A 19000-nucleotide genomic window follows, 5' to 3' on the forward strand; every position below is an offset into this window, starting at 1 on the left:
AACGATTTGTGATGTATTTATAAAGCGAAGTTTGAAATTAAGCTATAAAAAAAGGATTGCTATGACCAACAATCCTTTTTAACCAACTAAAAACTAAAACTAACGGTTAAGTTTACTTAACAATTACTTATATTTTTAATAGAACATTTAAATCTTAAAAATTCCTACCACAATAATTTTTATAACTTAGCGCAACCAAGAATAAAAATGTCAAAACCTCTTAAGGAACATATTTGCGAAGAACAATTGTTTTCTTCTATCTTCAGAAAGTATTCTAAAGACTTATATGACTTTCTCTACTATAAGTTTGGAAGCCAGCTCAATCCGCAGGACAAAATGCAAGAAGCGTTTGTGAAATTGTGGGAAAATTGTGCTAAAGTGCCACAGGACAAAGCAAAAAGTTTTTTATTCACGACAGCGAATAATCTCATGTTAAACGAATTTGCCCATCGAAAAGTAGTATTAAGACATCAACAAATCAAACCAAAACACAGCACCAATATCAATCCCGAGTTTCTGTTACAAGAAAAGCAATACAAAGAAAAATTAGAAAAAGCCATTGCTAATCTAACCGAAGCGCAACGTGTCGCATTTTTAATGAATAGAGTTGAAGGAAAACGCTTCAAGGAAATTGCCCAATTACTTGATATTTCGACAAAAGCCGTAGAAAAACGTATTTATGGTGCATTAAAAAAATTAAGACAAGATATTGATGAATTATAAAAGGTAGGAATTTTTATTCTTGAACTGTTATATGAGTGAATTTATATTATGAACAGAGAAAGCCTCATACAAAAATGGTTAGATCACGATCTTAACCCTCAAGAGCTTGAAGCATTCAAGCAACTTGAAGATTATAATGATCTCATCAAATTAAACCTACAACTCAAAGGGTTTAAAGCAAAAGCTTTAGATACTGAAGATGAGTTAGATACTGTATGGAATACCGTCAAATCAAAATCTAAAAAACGCTATAAACTCATACCAACCCTATCTAAAATTGCTGCTGTGCTAGTAATTTGCTTTGGTATTTATTTTTACAGCAATAGTTTAGATACGACCACAAAAACTCTGGTATCTGAACAAAAATCTTTAGTGTTACCTGATGCGTCACATGTTGAACTTAATGCCGTATCTAGTATTGTGTTTAACGCCTCAAACTGGGACGATAATCGTAATTTATCACTTCAAGGAGAAGCTTTTTTTAATGTTGCCAAAGGACAACGTTTTGATGTAAAAACCGAAATAGGAACAGTAACAGTTCTTGGTACTCAATTTAATGTGAAGCAGCGAGACAAGTATTTTGAAGTGACTTGTTATGAAGGGAAAGTTGGTGTTCATACAGCTATAAAACAAACAACACTCCTTCCTGGAGATACTTTTTTAATTATTGATGGGAAATATATTGCTACTGAAAAAGAAGAATTACCAAGTCCATCGTGGTTAAACCATAAGAGTACCTTTAAAAGTATTCCATATAGAGAGGTTATTGCCGAATTCGAAAGACAATATAATGTGTCTGTTGAATTTAACAATATTGACGATTCTCAAAAATTTACTGGAAGTTTTATGCATAATGATATAGAAATTGCCTTAAAATCCATTACTTTACCATTACAATTGAAGTATAGTAAAACGGATAATATCATTAGGCTAAAACGTGAGTAAAAAAGGTGTTTTCTATCTTTTTATAACCTTATTCTTTTTGAATGCTAGTCGCACTTATGCACAAACTAATTCAAAAAAGAAACTTCCGCTTGTCGAAATTATTTTACAATTAGAGCAAAAATTCAATATTAACTTTAGCTATTTAGATCAAACTGTTGAAAACAAAACTGCTGTACTACCTGACGATGAATTATCATTAGAAGATGTTCTAAAGTTTTTAAAATCTGAAACAAATCTAGATTTCATACGCATCAATGACACTAATATTGTCATCTCTAAACGTTCAAACCCATTTAGTAGCTTTATTACTCAAAAGTTGGAAGAAGTCGTCATTACTAATTTCTTAACCAAAGGTATTTCCAAAAAAAGTGATGGTAAAATCAATATCAAAACTGAAGACTTTGGTATCCTACCAGGATTAATTGAATCTGATGTTTTACAAAGTATACAAGCCTTACCAGGAATTCTTAGTGTAGATGAACGTGTTTCTAGTATCAATGTTAGAGGGGGCACTCACGATCAAAACCTAATTCTTTGGGATGGTATAAAAATGTATCAATCTGGACATTTTTTTGGTTTGGTATCGGCTTTTAATCCATACCTCACAAAAGAGGTTAATATTTCAAAAAATGGTACAAGCGTAAAATTTGGTGATGGCGTATCAAGTGTGATTGATATGACACAATCTAATAGTTTGGATCAAGATTTTATAGCTGGAGCTGGCTTTAATCTTATCAATGCTGATGGCTTTGCTAAAGTCCCTTTAAATGATTATACCGAAATACAAGTCTCAGCACGACGCTCTGTTACCGATTTTATTTTCACACCAACCTATGATCAATATCTACAACGTGTCTTTCAGGATAGTGACTTTTCAAATCCGCAACAAGGCAGCTCTGAAGTGATCTCTAATAATGAACGTTTTTACTTTTACGATATAGCGACAAAATTTTTATACGATATCACAGATCAAGATCAATTTCGTTTTAATTTTTTAACCATAAATAATAAACTTACCTATGACCAAAGGTCTGATGATGATTCTGGCATTCCTTTAAAAAATGAACTCATACAAAACAATTTTGCTACTGGTTTTCAATACCTAAAATACTGGAATAGCAAGCTTACTACTACAGCACAATTTTACTATACAGGTTATGATTTAAGAGCCACAAACTTTGATATTGCAAGTAGTCAACGTACCAATCAAGACAATCGCGTTAACGATTTAGGTGTTAAGATTAATGCTACAAATCATATAGATGATAATTTAAAATTACATGGAGGTTATCAATTTAGTGAGGTTATTATTAGTAATGCGGAAGACACTAATAATCCAGACTCAGAGAGTTTTATCAAGGAAGTTGTGCGAACACATTCTATTTATGGTGAAGCCGAATTTACCTCAGCCAGTAAAAGCACGTATGCACGAATTGGACTAAGAACTAATTACATTGAAAAATTCTCAGAATTTTTTACAGAACCGCGTTTATCGTTGAGTCACAAGCTAAGTAATGATTTTAGATTAGAATTTTTAGCCGAATTAAAAAGTCAGACCACCTCTCAAATCATCGATTTACAAAATGACTTCTTAGGTATTGAAAAACGACGTTGGATCTTATCTAATAACGACGATATTCCTATCATTAAAAGTGTTCAAGGCGCTGTTGGAATTCATTATAATAAAAACAAGCTACTTATTAGTGCCGAGGGTTTTATTAAAGATATTGACGGTATTACGTCTAGAAGTCAAGGGTTTCAAAATCAGTTTCAATTCACAGATGCCATCGGGAAATACCAAGTAAGAGGTATCGATTTTTTAATCAATAAACAATTTGATTCATTTAGTACGTGGTTAAGTTATTCTTACAGCCAAAATGATTATGAATTTGACGATTTAAACGATGGTAATCCATTTCCTAATAATATCGATGTAAGACATACCGCAACCTTTGCTGGTACTTACACTATTAATGATTTAAAATTAGCATTAGGAGTGAATTGGCATTCTGGAAAACCCCAAACATTACCTTTATCAATCCAAGATGATACCAATACGCAAATTGAATATACAACTCCTAATAGTAGTAGACTTAGTGATTACTTTAGAACAGATCTTTCTGCAACCTACCAGTTAAGACTTACCAATAGAATGAATGCATCTATTGGAGCGTCAATATGGAATCTATTAGACAGGAAAAATGTGATTAATACCTACTATTCAGAACATACAAATGGTGATATTGTAACTATTGAAAATGTATCTTTAGGTATTACGCCTAATATTAGTTTTAGAGTACGGTTTTAAAATAAAATAATGATATGACTTCAGAAGAATTATACAAATTACGATTTCCAATTGGTGAATTTACGGCACCTGAAAATATTTCTTCGGAAATGATATCGGATTGGATAAATGACATCGAACAATTTCCAAAAGCGATTGAAGAAGCCACTAAAGATTTAAATGTTAATGAACTTAAATGGCAATACAGACCAGATGGATGGAATATCAAACAAGTGGTACATCATTGTGCAGATAGTCATATGAATAGTATCATTAGGTTTAAACTTACATTAACTGAAGATTCACCAACCATTAGACCATATTTTGAAGATCGCTGGGCAAATCTCATTGATGGTAATGATGATAGTTTAGAAGATACACTAAGCCTGCTCAAAGGACTCCACGCCAAATTAAGCAAACTACTTCGCAATATTTCTAAGGAAGAATTATCTAGAGAATTCATACATCCAGAACACGGGAAACGATTTAGATTAGACGAAACCATTGGTACATATGCATGGCATAGCAATCATCATTTAGCGCATGTCAAGCAAGCTATTAACTATAAAGGCAAGTTTAATGATTAGAATAACCATACTATTACTATTTGTTTTTTCATACACATTAGATGCGCAAAATAATGAGTTTGATGACACTTTTATCTCTGAAAACTTTAAACTTTTAAATTCGGTTGATTCTGAATTAGCAGTTAGTATATCTCCAATTATTGAGAAACGCTTAGTATTTCATCTTAAAGATTCCAGTAGCTTTTATAGTCCTTTGACAAAATTATCAAAATACGTGACTATAAAAACATCAGAAGATAGTTTGGTAAAAACCTATTGTTGGGATAGGATAAATGGTGGAAGCTGGCATGATATGGCCTCATATGCCCAATTTAAAACTAGCACTGGACAAATTAAATATATGAAATTAGATTCTGGCGAGGAATATATGACTGGTGAACCAACATCAGTTATAATTTATGACATCTATCAAATCAAAACCGAAAACGAATCGTTTTATTTATTACTAGGTTGGGGAACTTATGGTGGAGGACAACATCATTCATTAGCTAGGGTTTATAGATTTAAAGACGATACTATAGAAGTATGCGATTCTATGTTTGACGGACAAAAATATTTACCCGTCTACGCCAATCGCGTTGATAAAATCAATCTTAAATACAATCCAAAATCTAAAGAACTCTCTCATTTTTATTATGAATTTGATCCAGATCAGGGGTTTTATAAAAGAGAGCAGCAAAAAATCACCTGGATATTCAAGAATGGTACATTCATTAAAAAAGACTAAAGTAAGTTTTATTCTACTTCAAAATCAAAATACGTTTTAGGAAACGGTTCCCAACGCAATGTAAAATGCCACCACTCTTTGGGATAATTTCTAAAATTGTGCTTTAACATCACCTGTTGTAACTTCTGCCTGTTATTCTTTTGTTCTTTGGTTAGATCTGGGTGCTCAACCCAAGACTCTTTTCCGAAGAAATCATACGGACTTCCCATATCTAGTGGCTCATTGGTGTTGCCATCGATAATCGTTAAATCCACTGTGCTACCTCGACTATGACCAGAGCGCGTTGCTATATACTCCTCTTTAAACAAGTGACGTTTTTCAACATCTGGATAAAACTGTTGTTTGTTAATCGTATCGTTTAAATCTTTTGCCCAACGCATAAAGTGGTTTACTGCGCGCTGAGGACGATACCCATCATAGACGCGTAAACATAAATTTTGTTCTTGTAATTCATCTTGTACTTTCTTTAGAGCTTCGGCAGACTGTTTTGTTAAAATCAAAGTATTGGCCTTGTATCCTGTAATAGTATCTCCAACAAAATTATTATTAGAAAAATAACGTAGCTCCACATCAATATCTGGAATGATGTCTTTAACATGTATAAACCCTTCGGGTAGAGCTTTTTTTTCTTGTGTTGTAAACCCAAACACAATAGTTACAGCAATAAGAATTAATATTTTGTGAATCTTCATGATATAGCTAATTTAGATAAAAATTAAGTGATGGACTTATTTTCCGAAGAAAAAACGATAATTAAACGACCAAATGCGGAACTCATTTATATTGAGAATTTTTATAATTCGGACATCGCTAATCACTATTTTGAAGTTTTAAAAGATACAATTAAGTGGCAGCAAGACAGCATCACACTATTTGGAAAAACCCATCAGCAGCCAAGATTAACAGCTCTATATGCTAATAACCATAGCACCTACTCCTACTCTGGAATTACCATGAAACCTCATCAGTTCTCTTCGAAACTGTTGGAAATAAAGGCAGATATAGAACAAGAAATCAAACATCAATTCACAACTGTTCTTCTCAATTTATATCGCAATGGTAATGATAGTAATGGTTGGCATGCCGATAATGAAAAAGAACTTGGTAAAAACCCAATAATAGCTTCAGTGAGTTTTGGAGAAATGAGACCCTTTCATTTTAAACATCGATATATCAAAGAAGAACGACATAAACTCAATCTACATCACGGAAGTTTATTGGTTATGAAAGGTGAAATGCAACATTTTTGGTTACATCAAATTGCCAAAACCAAAAAGACTATTGGTGAACGGATTAACTTGACCTTTAGAAGTATTATATGAGCTTCAATTATATAAAACGAAAAAACCAAGGTCCCTCAACCTTGGTTTTCCTAATTTGCTTTTTAAATATGTGGTAGATTTAGGGTCACTAAGCCATCACATATGCAAATATTAATTAATTAATCCATTGAACTAAAAACTAAATTTTAGTACACTTCAAATATAGAACTCTATTTCATTATACAAGTTAAAATACATAATTAATCGATGAAATACACTTAATTTTAACATTTAAAGATGAAATATTGCATTTCATCGATGAAATGCAATGTTGGCAAATAAAAAAAATACATTTAGAAGTCATAAAATCACATAATTTTCGTTCTAATTTTTAGTTAACTTTGGTACATCAATTATTAGGTGTTATAAAAAAACGACTATGAAATATTATATGAGTATTCTGTTCTTTTGTTTATGTGCAATAATCTATGCTCAAGAACCCAAGTTTTCATCACTTGAGGTTTCAGTAAATGAATTAATAGATGGCACTTTATTAGTTCCAAAAGACAACGACAAACCTAAACTTGCTATCATAATTGCTGGTTCTGGTCCAACAGATAGAAATGGAAATCAAAATTTTTCAAATAACAATTCATTAAAAAAACTTGCAGAATCACTTTCTAATAGAGGTATTGCCACCTACAGATATGATAAACGTATTGTTAAACAAATTCTTAAAAAGAAAATAGATCCTAACATAACATTTGATGATTTTGTAACTGATGCTATTTCGGTTATTGATTATTTCAAAAAAGAGGGAAAATATTCAAACATTTATATTATTGGGCATAGCCAAGGAAGCCTTGTTGGTATGTTGGCTGCAAAAGGAAAGGCTAATGGTTTTATTTCATTAGCTGGCGCAGGACAATCTATAGACGATGTTATTACCGAACAAATTGCAGCAATGGATCCATCGTTAGTTGAAGGTACTAAAAAAGCATTTGACAGTTTAAAGGAAGGAAAATTAACTACAGAATATCCTCAGGCATTAGGATCAATTTTTAGAGCAGACGTTCAACCGTTTATCATGAATTGGATGCAATACAAACCACAAGAGATTATCAAAACTTTAGACATTCCTATACTTATAATTAATGGGACAAAAGATCTTCAGGTATCTGTAGATGAAGCAAAACTTCTAAAGCAAGGTTCTGATAAAGCAGAAATTGAAATCATTGATAATATGAACCATGTCTTATTTATTATTGCAGGTGATAAATTGGAAAACTCTAAATCTTATAACGAATCCTTTAGAAAAATTTCTGAAGACCTTATTACCAAAGTATCTGACTTTATTATCAAAAAATAAACAATACCATCTTATTAAAAGTTAAAAACGCATCTCAAAGTTCGAGATGCGTTTTTACTAACTAACCAACCAAATGATAAATGTTACTCCGTTATGTGAGGTAATCACTCCTCGTCTAACATCTTCATAAGCATTTACATTTTATATAAAGCAAATGGCGTGCCAAACTCAATTTGCAAGTTAAAAATATTTGATGTAAATTTGATATCAAAATAATATCATATTGAATTATTTAATTAAAACCTGATCAAATGAAAGAAGAAAAAATAATAGTCCCAGCAAACGGCTACCTTATGCTATTCATATTCCTTATACTATTTTTTGGACCAATAGCTTCAGCAATTATTACTGAAAGTGGTGAGTTTTTACTATTGCTTCCTATAGCAATTATTATTGCTCCTGGATTTATTATGGTACAACCTAATGGTTCACGTGTTTTATTACTATTTGGAAAATACATAGGCACTGTAAAAAAGAATGGCTTTTATTGGGTGAATCCGTTTTATACTAAAAAGAAAATATCATTGAGAGCTCGAAATTTTGATAGTGAGCGTTTAAAAGTAAATGATAAATTAGGTAATCCTGTAATGATAAGTACTATTTTAGTATGGCGCGTTCAAAATACTTATAAAGCAGCTTTTGATGTCGATATCTACGAAAACTTTGTTCGTGTACAAACCGATGCCGCAGTACGTAAGCTAGCAAGCATGTATCCATATGACAATTTCGCAGATGAAGGACACGCCGAAGATATTACCTTACGCTCTAGTGTTAATGAAGTAAGTAACGCTTTAGAGAAAGAAATAGAAGAACGCTTGGCTATTGCTGGAATTGAAGTTTTAGAAGCACGTATTGGCTATTTAGCCTATGCGCAAGAGATTGCTAATGCTATGCTAAAACGTCAGCAAGCAACAGCAATTGTAGCTGCAAGACATAAAATCGTTGAAGGTGCCGTAAGCATGGTAGAAATGGCTTTAGAAGAACTTGGCAAAAAACAAATTGTCGATTTAGATGAAGAACGCAAAGCTGCTATGGTAAGTAATTTAATGGTCATCCTTTGTGGCGACAAAGATGCCTCACCTGTTTTAAATACTGGAACATTAAACCACTAAAATGAACAAGAATCAAATTTATAGCATTGCTATTGGAAGCGTATTAGGAAGCAGCATTGGAACTACAATAGGAGCCATTATTGGTGATGTAGCAATGGGAGTTGTTTACGGCTCTCTAATAGGGACTATTATTGGAGTTATACTGGCGCTTGTGATTTTTAAAGGTGAGAATGATCCATCAGATAATGACCCACTATAAACTCGTAAAACAAAACAGATGAAAGAATATAAAGTTGTTGTACCAAAACTCGGATTTAGAAATAGAACTAAACATTTTGAAGACTTGCTTAATCAATATTCAAGAGAGGGCTGGGTGGTTAACCATATCACTCAAGGTTGGACAAGCGTAGTTTTTGAGCGAGATAAAAACAGATAAAATGAGTAATAATAGACCAAGAATAAAAGTACCCTATGAACCGTTAGACATCGTTGTTGATTTGACATCTGTAACCCTATTGCTATTGATGATTATATATACCATTATGTCCTATTCGGAATTACCAGACATTATCCCTTCACATATTAATGCGCAAGGAGAAGTAGATGGTCACAGCGAAAAAAACTTTTTATGGTTTTTACCTGGATTGGGTCTTATCATGTTTTTAGGATTGTCATATTTAAATAAGTTTCCACATATCCATAATTACATGGTGAATATCACAGAAGAAAATGCCCTCAAGAACTATCGCTTTAGTACTCGGATATTACGATTTACTAATTTGTTTGTTGTTCTCATTTTTGCATGTATAGCCTATTTCACAATTCAAACAGCTAAAGGGCATGCCACTAATATTGGCTCTTGGTTTGTTCCAACGATTATAGGTGTTAGTATTATTTTGCCCATTTTGGTTATAACCTATAGTCGAAAAATTAATAAGTCATGATTATCAAAATAGTATTTTTGCTTTTAATACTTATATTAAGTTTAATAAAAGCGCTATTCATAACACAATAAAAATGGCAAAGAAAAAAGCATTTGCATTGCGAATAAACGAAGATATGCTCAAAGCGATCGAAAAATGGGCTTCTGATGAATTTAGAAGCACTAATGGCCAGATCGAGTGGATGCTTATGCAATACCTTAAAGAACAAAACAGGCAACCCAAGCCAAAAAAGACCGATGAAAGCGACACTTAAAAACGTCGCTTTTTTTATGCGCTTTTATTTTGGTATTTTGCGAACTATAAAGACAACTACAATATGGACAATACACCTTTATTTACTGATGATACTATCGTTTTTGGACTTCTAATGCTCTCATTAGGGTTTGTATTCCTAACAGAATCTATAAAGACTGGCTTTTGGCCCAAGTTTTATAAAATAGTTCCTGGATTATTTATGGCTTATATGATTCCAGCAGTATTAACTACAGCTGGTCTTATATCTCCAGAATGGACAACGATCTCTGATAGTGGAGAAGTAACAGAGCATAGTTCAAATTTGTATTATGTATCCAGTAGATATTTGTTACCAGCAGCATTAGTTTTAATGACCTTAAGTATCGATTTAAAAGCCGTTTTTAATCTAGGTTGGAAAGCCTTGGTGATGTTTTTTACTGGAACTTTAGGAATCGTAATTGGCGGACCGATAGCTATTCTTTTAATTGCAGCTGTCTCACCAGAAACTGTTGGCGGTGTTGGTCCAGATGCTGTTTGGAGAGGTCTTTCAACACTTGCTGGAAGCTGGATTGGTGGTGGTGCAAATCAAACTGCCATGCTAGAGATCTATGGTTATAATCAAAAACTTTATGGTGGAATGGTATTTGTCGATATTGTAGTTGCCAACATATGGATGGCTATCATATTGATTGGTATTGGAAAACGAAACAGAATTAATAAATGGTTAAAAGCTGATACATCGTCTATTGAAGAGCTTAAAGAAAAAGTATCTACATTCTCAGAAAAAGTAAAACGTAATCCGTCACTAACAGACATAATGATTATAGGTGCTATTGCATTTGGAACGGTAAGTATTGCTCATTTATGCTCTAACGTTCTAGCACCATTTTTTGACAACTTGGTGGCTGGTATAGAATCTCAAACTACTCGAAATATATTTACGTTCTTAGGATCAAAATTCTTTTGGATGATTAGTATAGCAACTCTTATCGCCATACTACTATCCTTTACCAAAGCTAAAAACTATGAAGGCGCAGGTGCTAGTAAATTTGGTAGTGTTTTTATCTATATTCTTGTTGCAAGTATTGGAATGAAAATGGATTTGACACTCATATTTGATAACATGGGGCTCATTGCCATTGGTGTTGTTTGGATGACCATACATGCTCTTTTACTTATTGGAATAGCAAAACTTATCAAAGCACCATACTTCTTCTTAGCTGTTGGTAGCCAAGCAAATGTCGGTGGAGCTGCCTCTGCTCCTATTGTTGCATCTGCTTTTCACCCATCGTTAGCTACAGTTGGTGTGCTTCTTGCTGTCTTTGGTTATGCCATTGGAACTATAGCTGCTATTGGTTGTACAATTTTAATGGAATTAGCTGCTGTAAGTTAGTTTTTAATTATTTTTTATAAGATATTTGCGCACTCAAAATCAAAATTAAATGAAGCAATTTATTGTTGTATTACTCGCACTTTTATTGGTTTCCTGTGGAAAGGAAGAGCAACATGATTTCACGCTTAATGGTCATGTTAAAGGTCTAAAAAAAGGAACTGTTTATTTACAGAAACAACAGGATACTATTATGGTGACTTTAGATTCTGTTGCTGTTAATGGTGATTCACATTTTGTACTTCATTCAAAACTACAAGAACCTGAGATTTTATTTTTAAAGCTAGATAAAAATGATAACGAAGAAGGTACTATTGCTTTTTTTGCAGACAAAGGAATTACAGAAATTAACTCTTCACTTAAAAACTTTAATATTGATGCTACAGTAAAAGGATCGAAACAACAAGCTATTTTAGATAAATACCTAGATATGATGTCTAAATTTAATGACAAAAATTTAGATTTGATTAAGGAGAGTCTTGAGTCTCAAAAAGCAAAAGACACAAGCAAAGTCGAATCTTTAAAAACAGACTTTGATAACCTTTTAAAAAGTAAGTATCGCTATACGATTAATTTCGCCGTAAGTCATCCAGACAGTGAAGTTTCTCCTTATCTAGCTATAAGTGAAGTTCCAAATACAAGTATTAGTTATTTACAGCAAATTTACGATACGCTTACGACTAATGTGAAGGCATCAAAATATGGTAAACAATTAGACGCGTTTATTAAAGAGCGAAAGCTAGAAAAAGAAAAGCAAGATACGAGCAGCCAAGACTAGTTTTTATCTTATATGAATAAAAAAATCCCAAACATAATGTTTGGGATTTTTTTTGAGCCAATGGAGGGACTCGAACCCACGACCTGCTGATTACAAATCAGCTGCTCTAGCCAGCTGAGCTACATCGGCTTTTAAGAGGTGCAAATATAGTATTGATATCTAAATTTGCAAATACACTCTTAAAAAATTATCCTAATTTATTTAATTTATCAATCAAAGCTCTACCTTTTTCTTCGAGCTCATTATTGATTGCTTTAAAGTGCGCTTTTTTATTCTCAACACTTTTATCATTTACTTTTGCGATTAAGACGTCAAAAGTTTCGATTGCTTCATCAATAATCGCCTCACTCTTCTTTGTGTCTTTATCTGTGTTGCTATATTCCCAAACATAAACTGCTTCTATAATGTCTCCTAGAACAAAGTTAATGTCTTTTTTAAGATCTCTAATATTTGCCATAATTACTTAATTTGTTTGCTACAAAATTAAACATAAACTTCCAATAGTTTCGCATTGGCAGATGTTATTTTATAGGTTTTTATTGCTGCGGGAAGTAGTATCGTTTCCCCTTGTTTTATAAATTCTGAAGCGTGTTCGGTTTCTATGATTGCTTCACCTTCAACACACATGTATATAAAGAAGGAATCTTTGGAGTTTAACTTCAAAATAGACTCAGTGACATGAAGCATACTTGTTGTAAAGTAATCGCAACTCACCATTTCATTCGATATATTCTTTTCATTTGAATAATCTACTCTAAAATCATCTTTCATTTCAAAATTAAACGCATCAATCGCTAAATCGTTATGCAGTTCTCTTTCGTTACCTTGATCATCCACCCGATCCCAATCGTAAACTCTGTATGTAATATCACTTGTTTGTTGGATTTCGGCTAATAACACACCCGCTCCAATGGCATGAACACGACCAACTTCGATGAAGTAGGTATCTCCGGCTTTTACCTTATCGAAATTTAAAATTTGCGTAAGTGTTTTATCCTCAAGATGTTTCAGGTATTTATCGGGCGTCATTTCTTGATTAAAGCCAACAATTAAATTAGCATCATCATCTGCTTGCATCACATACCACATCTCGGTTTTTCCAAATGAATTATGGCGTTTTGCCGCAAGTTCATCATTAGGATGCAATTGAATAGATAAATCTTCTTTTGCGTCAATAAATTTAATTAATAACGGAAATTTGTTTCCGAAGATCTTATAATTCTTTTCTCCTAATAAATCTGCTTTATAATCTTCAAGAAGTTCTTTTAAAGACTGCCCTTTTAAATCGCCATTTACAACGACTGAAGTATCTCCTTCAACATCACTAATTTCCCAACTTTCACCTACATTGGGTAAACTTGATGCTTTATTGAGTAGCGCGGCTAACTTTTGTCCTCCCCAAATTTTATCTTTTAAAATGGGTTGAAACTTAATAGGATATAGTGGTTTTTTCATTCTCCTGAATAGGTTACAAAGTTGCGCGGTGTTTCATATAGTGTAATTTCTAGATCAAAATCGGTATTAAGTTTGGGTTTGATCTTATCATAAATGACAACGACAATATTTTCGGCAGTAGGATTTAAATCTTTGAATTCTGGAACTTCTACATTCAGGTTTTTATGATCAAGTGCATCTTCAACTTCTGATTTAATGATATCTTTTAATACTTTCATATCGATCACATATCCTGTTTCTGGATCTATTTCACCTGTAACACTAACAATCAATTCATAGTTGTGACCATGAAAATTTGGATTATTACATTTTCCGAAGATCTCATCATTTTTCTCAAAACTCCAATCCTTACGATACAAGCGATGAGCTGCATTAAAATGTGCTTTTCTACTTACTGTTACTCGCATTACTTTGAAATATTAATGTGTTCGTAAAATTTATCAAAAATAATTTTAAACCACTCAGTATATTGATCTGGATTGAGTTCTATATCAACTTTAACGGTTTCTAAAGGCATCCACTTCCAAGCTTCAACTTCTTCATTGTTAATTATTGGTTCATCATTATAATGACCTATCATCACATGATCGAGTTCATGTTCTGTTAATCCATTATCAAAAGGTGCTTTGTATATAAATGAAATCGTTTCTTTTAAATCTACAACAAATCCCATTTCTTCCATTAAACGACGCTTTCCCGCTTCAATATTAGTTTCACCTACACGCTGATGACTACAACAGGTATTAGTCCACAATAAAGGGGAATGGTATTTATGTTTTGCGCGTTGCTGTAACATAAGTTCATTATCATCATTAAAGATAAATACTGAAAATGCACGATGCAATACTGCTTTTTCATGAGCTTCCAACTTTGGCATTGTACCAATTTGCTCATCATTTTCGTTTACAAGAATTACGTGTTCTTCTGCCATAGCGAACAAAAATAACAACTAAATGTTAAAAAAAATACTAGAAACAAAAAAGCTGCCTTAAAAAAGACAGCTTTTAACTTTTATTTAATAGATAAGGTCATATCTAAATTAATTTTCTGGACACTTTTGACCATTAATACTAGTGACGATAAATTCACTTCTTCTATTAAGCTGATGTTCAGCTTCACTACATGATGAATCATTTGTTGGTTCACAACCACAATCGTTAACTAATCGTGATTCTCCATAACCTTTAGCTGTTAAACGCTCTGCTGCCACTCCTTTATCAATTAAGTATTGACGTGTAGATTGTGCTCTATTATCAGATAATCTTTCATTGTAAGATGCAGGACCTCTACAATCGGTATGACTTCTAACATCAATTGTTATGGTTGGGTATTTATTCATTACAGCCAATACTTTTTGCAGCTCTACTTCTGCATCGTATCTAATGTCATACTTATCAAAATCGAAGTAAATAATAGGAATATCTAAAATCTTCGCTAAATCTGCACAAGGTTCTAGCGCAACTACATCTTTTTCGAGTAATAATTCAATTTCTAATTTTTGTTTTTTCTTAGGCGTTGTAAAACGTTTTTCGTCTGAAGCGTAGGTCTCTTTTTCTCCTCTAACTAAAAACTCCATTTCACAAGCCAATCCTTCAAATTTATAGGAACCATCACTTCCAACTGTCATTTGTTGCAATTGATTTCCTTCGCCATCAAACAAGGTAACAACAGCTCCTGAGAGTAACTCCATGGTCTCTTTATCCTTCACAGTACCTTCAAGTACTTGTTCACATTCAGGAATAGTAAAACTATAAATATCATCATCTCCTTTACCTCCATCTCTATTAGATGTAAAGAACCCTTCTTTAGTCCCTAAGTTTTCGTAGTAACCAAAATCATCCATAGGACTATTAATTGGTCTACCAACATTCTCAAGAGACATTGGCTGATTTAAAGCACGTTTGTTTTCAAAATCTCTAATCACAAAGACATCCAATCCGCCTAAACCGCTAAACCCATTAGACGATAAATATAAGTCACCTTCTGAGTTTATAAAAGGAAAGGTTTCATGACCTTCAGTATTTACTGATGCTCCGAGGTTAACAGGATCTCCTAAAGAACCGTCTTCATTGATATCTACTTCAAAAATATCAGACTTACCTAGCGTTCCATTCATGTCTGATGCAAAGTACATTTTTGTTCCTTGTACATTAACAGTAGGATGTGCTACACTGTACTCATCACTATTAAAGTGTACAGGTTCAATATCGTCCCAATTTCCGTTATCATTTAAAGTCGCTTTGAAAAGCTTCAATCTGTTAGTTCCATCTTCACTGTTTCTATATTTCTTATTGTAATAATTATTACGTGTAAAATACATGACTTGATCATCTGGTGTGAAAGCAACAGTAGATTCATGATACTTTGTATTAATATCACTATCTAATTTTGTTACATTATCATAAGAGCCATCATCTTGTTTGTTTGCAGAAAACAAGTCAAGATAAGGTTGCTCATTCCATTTGTATTTTTTTCCACCTCCACGAGACGATGCAAATATCAATTGATCTTTATATTGTGTAGAACCAAAGTCTGAAACTTCAGAATTAATATCCAGATTATAAACTTCAAATTCTCTACTTGCTTCGTCGATCATAGATAAATAATCAACAGTAGAAGAGAATGCCCTTCCTCTTAGATCGCTTCTATCTTCAGCTGCAAACTTTTTCATCCACTTATCAGACTCGTCATAATTTTCAATAGATTTTAATGATTGTGCGTATCTGAAATAGTATTCAGGGTCTATACCATCAACATCCATTTTCATAAGCTCGCCATACCATTTAGCAGCGTCTTTCATTTGATTGTTGAAATAGAAAGAATTAGCTAATTTCTGCAATAAATCAACAGAAGTAAAGCCATTTTCAGCAACTTCTAAAAGAATCTCACTAGTCTTTAAATAGGCCAAGTTATCATATTCTTTAGACGCTTGTCTAATTTTCCCTCTTTGCGAGTATCCCATCGAAAAAATTAAACTAAAAGCCAGAATACATATAATTTTATGTGTTTTACTCACGCCAATCTTATTGGCTGTTTTGAGTTCGTGATTTAAAAAATTCATAATCATTATTTTTTAGAAGAATCTCGGTGATAATATTCTACCTACTTTCTGTAATTCAAAACGTAGCATGATCTCGTGTGAACCGCTATTATAGTTATTTAAGTTAGTGGTCGTTGCATCATAAGCATAACCTATATACAACCCATCAGTGACCTGAAAACCAGCTAAACCACTTACCGAATCATCCCATCTCCAGGCTAAACCTAAAGTCAGTTTATTTTTAAATAAGAAGTTAGCTGAAACATCTGCTATAAGTGGTGCTCCAGAAACTGCTTTTACAAGTGCTGCAGGTTTCAGTTTAGTATTTTCACTAAGATCAAACACATAACCAGCAATTAAGTAGTAGTTCATTCGTTCTTTAGCAACCGACTCTTGAAAATCATCATAATGCTCGGTTGTTAAGAAATTAGGAACAGATAAACCTACATACCATTTTCTATTATGTAAATATACACCTGCTCCAATTGTTGGTGAAAACCGACTGATATTTTGATTAAAAACAACATCTGGGTTTTGGAATTGACCTCTACTCCAATCAGTATCTAATAGATGTGCACCTGCTTTTGCTCCAAATGATAATTTGGTTAGTGATTCATTTAGTCGAATAGTATATGAAAAATTTGCATCTATATAGGTTTCATTTGCCGGACCTAATGCATCATTAACTATTGATAATCCTAAACCAATCTTATCATTTCTAAGTGGCGCATGGATACCTAAAGTTTGAGTTTGTGGCGCTCCATCTATGCCAACCCATTGTGTTCGATGCAAACCTGTAACACTTAATACTTCTCGCTGTCCAGCATATGCAGGATTCACACTCATTGTATTGTACATATATTGCGTATACTGCGGGTCTTGCTGCGCAAAACTAGTATTAATAGTTAGCGCACAAAACACTAACAGTATTAATCCTTTTACTAATGATGATTTTTGTATCATTTTAATATCGTTTTTAATCTTGCCTTTATTAATTATCTATTTATGTATAACCATCCTACTCTAGGTTCAGAACCGTTTCCTAAATCAATGACATAGTAATATGTACCAACTGGTAACTGATCACCTTGACTTAAGACAGCTCTTCCGTTGGAAGTTCCGTTCCAATCATTTCTATAGCCTCTGGTTTCATAAACAATATTTCCCCATCTGTTATAAATTTCCAAAGTATTATTTGGGAATGTTTCTATACAGTCGATGACAAAGAATTCATTAACGCCATCTCCATTTGGTGAGAATTCATTATAGATTGTTAAACATATTGGTTCTACACCTACTGAATCACTGTTGTTGTTTTCATTTTGGTCATCTCCACCAGTAAATTGAGTAATGGTAGCTGTATTTAAGTAGTCACCAAATCCTAAAACTTCAACCGTTATTTGAAGCACTTCAACTTGACCTGGATCTAATTGACCTACAGTCCATTCACCATCTACCTCAGAATATGCACCAGCTGTTGTTATAGCCGAAACAAATGTATATCCACTTGGTAAGATATCTTCAACTACAACACCTGTTGCAGTTACAAATCCTTCATTAGCTACTGTAATTGTAAAGGTCACTTCATCTCCAATGATAGGCTCTAAAACATCAAGTTCTTTAGTAACCGACAATTCAAAATCTGAATCAGTCATTGTTTCTGTTGGATCGTCTTCTGTATTTCCATCTGTATCATCCCCATCATCACTAGTATCAGTTGTAGTAGTTCCATCTGGATCAGTTCCATCTGCAACAACACTATTAACTAAACCTCCAGCGTCAACGTCATCTTGAGTAATTGTATAGGTTGCAGTATATGTAGCCGTTTCACCAACTAATAAATCACCTTCTGCACTTCCTAAATCTGCACTTACAAACGTTGGTCCAGAATCGAGAGTTAAGACAATACCGTTAGCATCTGTAAATGTATCTACAATTACTACATTATCTAATGTCACATTTCCATCGTTAGTCACTGTGATGGTATAAGTAATAACGTCTCCAACACCTACAACATCATCTCCATTATCCAGAATATCTGCAACTTTAACAACATTTAACGATGCTGTCTGCGGAAGGTCTGTATCGGTTGGATCATCTGGCTCGCCATCTCCATTGTTATCCGTATCCGTTGGATCCGTTGGATCATCACTATCATCGGTAACACCTCCTCCTAATGGATCTGTACCATTAGCTGTTGCTTGGTT

22 protein-coding genes and 1 tRNA gene are annotated in these 19000 nt (G+C 33.2%); 14 read left to right on the forward strand and 9 right to left on the reverse strand.

The annotated features are described in order from the left end of the window. Positions 1–207 precede the first annotated feature (207 nt). Genes KWG70_RS17455 through KWG70_RS17475 form a run of 5 tightly spaced genes read left to right on the forward strand, consistent with a single transcriptional unit; the run spans position 208 to position 5269 of the window. Positions 208–723 (forward strand): RNA polymerase sigma factor, encoded by a 516-nt coding sequence (locus tag KWG70_RS17455; protein WP_230937334.1) that lies wholly within the window; start codon positions 208–210, stop codon positions 721–723. 48 nt (positions 724–771) lie between these two features. Further along, positions 772–1668, forward strand: coding sequence for a FecR family protein (locus KWG70_RS17460; RefSeq protein ID WP_230937335.1), 897 nt, complete (start codon positions 772–774; stop codon positions 1666–1668). After that, positions 1661–3976 carry a TonB-dependent receptor domain-containing protein gene (locus tag KWG70_RS17465; protein ID WP_230937336.1) on the forward strand — a complete coding sequence of 772 codons (2316 nt, stop codon included), beginning with the start codon at positions 1661–1663 and terminating at the stop codon, positions 3974–3976. The genes KWG70_RS17460 and KWG70_RS17465 overlap by 8 nt, the downstream gene beginning before the upstream one ends. A gap of 14 nt (positions 3977–3990) precedes the next feature. Further along, positions 3991–4542: a YfiT family bacillithiol transferase gene (locus KWG70_RS17470; protein ID WP_230937337.1), complete on the forward strand. Its 552-nt coding sequence runs from the start codon at positions 3991–3993 to the stop codon at positions 4540–4542. Next, a complete protein-coding gene (locus KWG70_RS17475) occupies positions 4535–5269 on the forward strand; it encodes a hypothetical protein (protein WP_230937338.1) in 735 nt (244 codons plus the stop codon). Before KWG70_RS17470 ends, KWG70_RS17475 begins: the two co-directional genes overlap by 8 nt. A gap of 8 nt (positions 5270–5277) precedes the next feature. Here the strand turns inward: KWG70_RS17475 and KWG70_RS17480 are convergent, their stop codons facing one another. Next, complete coding sequence (locus KWG70_RS17480) at positions 5278–5961, reverse strand: M15 family metallopeptidase (protein ID WP_230937339.1); 684 nt, start codon at positions 5959–5961, stop codon at positions 5278–5280. A 30-nt stretch (positions 5962–5991) separates the two neighbouring features. On the opposite strand from KWG70_RS17480, the gene KWG70_RS17485 reads away from it, so the two are divergent. The 9 genes from KWG70_RS17485 to KWG70_RS17525 all read left to right on the forward strand — a co-directional run bounded on the left by KWG70_RS17485 (position 5992) and on the right by KWG70_RS17525 (position 12298). Further along, positions 5992–6591: an alpha-ketoglutarate-dependent dioxygenase AlkB family protein gene (locus tag KWG70_RS17485; protein WP_230937340.1), complete on the forward strand. Its 600-nt coding sequence runs from the start codon at positions 5992–5994 to the stop codon at positions 6589–6591. 379 nt (positions 6592–6970) lie between these two features. Then, entirely contained in the window at positions 6971–7900 is a 930-nt protein-coding gene (locus KWG70_RS17490) for an alpha/beta hydrolase (RefSeq protein ID WP_230937341.1), read from the forward strand. Between the two features lie 251 nt (positions 7901–8151). Then, entirely contained in the window at positions 8152–9012 is an 861-nt protein-coding gene (locus KWG70_RS17495; RefSeq protein ID WP_230937342.1) for an SPFH domain-containing protein, read from the forward strand. 1 nt (position 9013) lies between these two features. Then, the gene (locus KWG70_RS17500; RefSeq protein WP_230937343.1) at positions 9014–9211 is read left to right on the forward strand and encodes a hypothetical protein; all 198 of its coding nucleotides are present in this window, start codon (positions 9014–9016) and stop codon (positions 9209–9211) included. 18 nt (positions 9212–9229) lie between these two features. Then, the gene (locus KWG70_RS17505; protein ID WP_230937344.1) at positions 9230–9388 is read left to right on the forward strand and encodes a hypothetical protein; all 159 of its coding nucleotides are present in this window, start codon (positions 9230–9232) and stop codon (positions 9386–9388) included. A gap of 1 nt (position 9389) precedes the next feature. Then, a complete protein-coding gene (locus KWG70_RS17510; RefSeq protein WP_230937345.1) occupies positions 9390–9896 on the forward strand; it encodes a DUF1648 domain-containing protein in 507 nt (168 codons plus the stop codon). Positions 9897–9969: 73 nt separating this feature from the next. Continuing rightward, positions 9970–10149, forward strand: coding sequence for an Arc family DNA binding domain-containing protein (locus KWG70_RS17515; RefSeq protein WP_230937346.1), 180 nt, complete (start codon positions 9970–9972; stop codon positions 10147–10149). A 63-nt stretch (positions 10150–10212) separates the two neighbouring features. Continuing rightward, positions 10213–11523: a DUF819 family protein gene (locus tag KWG70_RS17520; protein ID WP_230937347.1), complete on the forward strand. Its 1311-nt coding sequence runs from the start codon at positions 10213–10215 to the stop codon at positions 11521–11523. A 49-nt stretch (positions 11524–11572) separates the two neighbouring features. Continuing rightward, on the forward strand, positions 11573–12298 hold the full coding sequence (locus KWG70_RS17525; protein WP_230937348.1) for a DUF4369 domain-containing protein: 726 nt from the start codon (positions 11573–11575) through the stop codon (positions 12296–12298). Between the two features lie 55 nt (positions 12299–12353). Here the strand turns inward: KWG70_RS17525 and KWG70_RS17530 are convergent. From KWG70_RS17530 to KWG70_RS17565, 8 genes are all read right to left on the reverse strand, one after another. Further along, a tRNA-Thr gene (locus KWG70_RS17530) sits at positions 12354–12427 on the reverse strand. A 58-nt stretch (positions 12428–12485) separates the two neighbouring features. Then, on the reverse strand, positions 12486–12755 hold the full coding sequence (locus KWG70_RS17535; protein WP_230937349.1) for a hypothetical protein: 270 nt from the start codon (positions 12753–12755) through the stop codon (positions 12486–12488). A gap of 26 nt (positions 12756–12781) precedes the next feature. Continuing rightward, the gene (locus tag KWG70_RS17540; protein ID WP_230937350.1) at positions 12782–13753 is read right to left on the reverse strand and encodes a type I phosphomannose isomerase catalytic subunit; all 972 of its coding nucleotides are present in this window, start codon (positions 13751–13753) and stop codon (positions 12782–12784) included. Continuing rightward, positions 13750–14160 (reverse strand): 6-pyruvoyl trahydropterin synthase family protein, encoded by a 411-nt coding sequence (locus KWG70_RS17545; RefSeq protein ID WP_230937351.1) that lies wholly within the window; start codon positions 14158–14160, stop codon positions 13750–13752. Before KWG70_RS17545 ends, KWG70_RS17540 begins: the two co-directional genes overlap by 4 nt. Continuing rightward, the gene (idi, locus tag KWG70_RS17550) at positions 14160–14684 is read right to left on the reverse strand and encodes an isopentenyl-diphosphate Delta-isomerase (protein WP_230937352.1); all 525 of its coding nucleotides are present in this window, start codon (positions 14682–14684) and stop codon (positions 14160–14162) included. Before idi ends, KWG70_RS17545 begins: the two co-directional genes overlap by 1 nt. A 108-nt stretch (positions 14685–14792) precedes the next feature. Next, a complete protein-coding gene (locus KWG70_RS17555; protein ID WP_230937353.1) occupies positions 14793–16814 on the reverse strand; it encodes an OmpA family protein in 2022 nt (673 codons plus the stop codon). A gap of 12 nt (positions 16815–16826) precedes the next feature. Beyond that, a complete protein-coding gene (locus tag KWG70_RS17560) occupies positions 16827–17756 on the reverse strand; it encodes a PorP/SprF family type IX secretion system membrane protein (RefSeq protein ID WP_230937354.1) in 930 nt (309 codons plus the stop codon). Between the two features lie 32 nt (positions 17757–17788). After that, the coding region (locus KWG70_RS17565; RefSeq protein ID WP_230937355.1) for a T9SS type B sorting domain-containing protein at positions 17789–19000 on the reverse strand (1212 nt) is incomplete at its 5' end.

This window comes from Psychroserpens luteolus, assembly GCF_021032705.1.
GTDB lineage: Bacteria > Bacteroidota > Bacteroidia > Flavobacteriales > Flavobacteriaceae > Psychroserpens > Psychroserpens luteolus.

What these genes read in the sequence shown, in the direction of transcription:
- KWG70_RS17515 (WP_230937346.1), top strand. Translation starts at nt 9,970, where the DNA reads ATGGCAAAGAAAAAAGCATTTGCATTGCGAATAAACGAAGATATGCTC.
- KWG70_RS17455 (WP_230937334.1), top strand. Translation starts at nt 208, where the DNA reads ATGTCAAAACCTCTTAAGGAACATATTTGCGAAGAACAATTGTTTTCT.
- KWG70_RS17470 (WP_230937337.1), top strand. Translation starts at nt 3,991, where the DNA reads ATGACTTCAGAAGAATTATACAAATTACGATTTCCAATTGGTGAATTT.
- KWG70_RS17545 (WP_230937351.1), bottom strand. Translation starts at nt 14,160, where the DNA reads ATGCGAGTAACAGTAAGTAGAAAAGCACATTTTAATGCAGCTCATCGC.
- KWG70_RS17540 (WP_230937350.1), bottom strand. Translation starts at nt 13,753, where the DNA reads ATGAAAAAACCACTATATCCTATTAAGTTTCAACCCATTTTAAAAGAT.
- KWG70_RS17520 (WP_230937347.1), top strand. Translation starts at nt 10,213, where the DNA reads ATGGACAATACACCTTTATTTACTGATGATACTATCGTTTTTGGACTT.
- KWG70_RS17535 (WP_230937349.1), bottom strand. Translation starts at nt 12,755, where the DNA reads ATGGCAAATATTAGAGATCTTAAAAAAGACATTAACTTTGTTCTAGGA.
- KWG70_RS17460 (WP_230937335.1), top strand. Translation starts at nt 772, where the DNA reads ATGAACAGAGAAAGCCTCATACAAAAATGGTTAGATCACGATCTTAAC.
- KWG70_RS17480 (WP_230937339.1), bottom strand. Translation starts at nt 5,961, where the DNA reads ATGAAGATTCACAAAATATTAATTCTTATTGCTGTAACTATTGTGTTT.
- KWG70_RS17485 (WP_230937340.1), top strand. Translation starts at nt 5,992, where the DNA reads ATGGACTTATTTTCCGAAGAAAAAACGATAATTAAACGACCAAATGCG.
- KWG70_RS17505 (WP_230937344.1), top strand. Translation starts at nt 9,230, where the DNA reads ATGAAAGAATATAAAGTTGTTGTACCAAAACTCGGATTTAGAAATAGA.
- KWG70_RS17560 (WP_230937354.1), bottom strand. Translation starts at nt 17,756, where the DNA reads ATGATACAAAAATCATCATTAGTAAAAGGATTAATACTGTTAGTGTTT.
- KWG70_RS17475 (WP_230937338.1), top strand. Translation starts at nt 4,535, where the DNA reads ATGATTAGAATAACCATACTATTACTATTTGTTTTTTCATACACATTA.
- KWG70_RS17525 (WP_230937348.1), top strand. Translation starts at nt 11,573, where the DNA reads ATGAAGCAATTTATTGTTGTATTACTCGCACTTTTATTGGTTTCCTGT.
- idi (WP_230937352.1), bottom strand. Translation starts at nt 14,684, where the DNA reads ATGGCAGAAGAACACGTAATTCTTGTAAACGAAAATGATGAGCAAATT.
- KWG70_RS17500 (WP_230937343.1), top strand. Translation starts at nt 9,014, where the DNA reads ATGAACAAGAATCAAATTTATAGCATTGCTATTGGAAGCGTATTAGGA.
- KWG70_RS17495 (WP_230937342.1), top strand. Translation starts at nt 8,152, where the DNA reads ATGAAAGAAGAAAAAATAATAGTCCCAGCAAACGGCTACCTTATGCTA.
- KWG70_RS17555 (WP_230937353.1), bottom strand. Translation starts at nt 16,814, where the DNA reads ATGAATTTTTTAAATCACGAACTCAAAACAGCCAATAAGATTGGCGTG.
- KWG70_RS17510 (WP_230937345.1), top strand. Translation starts at nt 9,390, where the DNA reads ATGAGTAATAATAGACCAAGAATAAAAGTACCCTATGAACCGTTAGAC.
- KWG70_RS17490 (WP_230937341.1), top strand. Translation starts at nt 6,971, where the DNA reads ATGAAATATTATATGAGTATTCTGTTCTTTTGTTTATGTGCAATAATC.